The sequence below is a fragment of the Streptomyces sp. bgisy027 genome (assembly GCF_057710365.1).
This window is the reverse complement of the sequence record NZ_JBYIVZ010000147.1, coordinates 1-763: the sequence shown is the minus strand read 5'-3', so window position 1 is coordinate 763 and position 763 is coordinate 1. Positions and strand designations below refer to the sequence as shown.

At 66.3% G+C, this 763-nt stretch carries 2 protein-coding genes; one reads left to right on the top strand and one right to left on the bottom strand.

Annotated elements, in window-relative coordinates:
* Positions 1 to 574, bottom strand: a 574-nt coding sequence (locus AC3ETA_RS47805; protein WP_432199175.1) for an RNA-guided endonuclease InsQ/TnpB family protein, incomplete at its 3' end; no start/stop codon positions are given.
* A gap of 25 nt (positions 575 to 599) precedes the next feature.
* On the opposite strand from AC3ETA_RS47805, the gene AC3ETA_RS47800 reads away from it, so the two are divergent.
* Positions 600 to 763, top strand: a 164-nt coding sequence (locus AC3ETA_RS47800) for a transposase (RefSeq protein WP_432199176.1), incomplete at its 3' end; no start/stop codon positions are given.

Here is a 763-nt window from a genome sequence, read left to right as displayed (position 1 = left end):
TGTTCTCGGTCTGCGGCAGACGTTCCGCGTCGGTGGCGGGATCGGTGTCGATGACGAAGGAGGCGAAGAACCGTCCCGCCGCGTCCTTGATCACGGTCACCGAGGAAGGTGTGACGGGCAGGGCGCGGGACCATTTCACCTTCACCGCACCGATCTTCGGCAGGTCGAGGCGGCCCGCGTCGGTGATCTTCCAGCGGGCATTCGCGGTGAACCGGATCGACTGCCGGTGATCCTTGCGGGACTTGAAGCGGGGCGCTCCCAGTCCCGGGCCCTTGCGGGTGCCGCCCAGGGAGGCGAAGAAGTTGCGGTACGCGGTCTCGGCGTCGCGCAGGGACTGCTGGAGCACCACGGCGGAGACCTCGCCCAGCCAGGAGCGTTTCGGGGTGGTCTTGGCCTGGGTGATCAGCCGTGTGGACAGTTCCCCGATCTTCGGGAACGGCTCCCCGGCCGCTCGGGCGTCCTCGCGGGCGCGGACCGCGTCGTTGAACACGACGCGGGCGCACCCGAACGCCCTCGCGGGCGCGGCCTGCTGGACGGCGTTCGGGTACAGGCGGAAGCTGTACCGAAGCTGCATGCCGACCACGATACATACTTGGGTTATGGGTGAGATGCAGAAGATCAGAACTGGTCGGCACTGTACGTTCGCGATGCATGTCCACTTGGTCTTCGTGACCAAGTTCCGGCACAAGGTGTTCACCGATGCCCACCTGCGGCGCATGGAGGAGATCATGCGGTCGGTGTGTGGGGACTTCGAGTGCGAGCT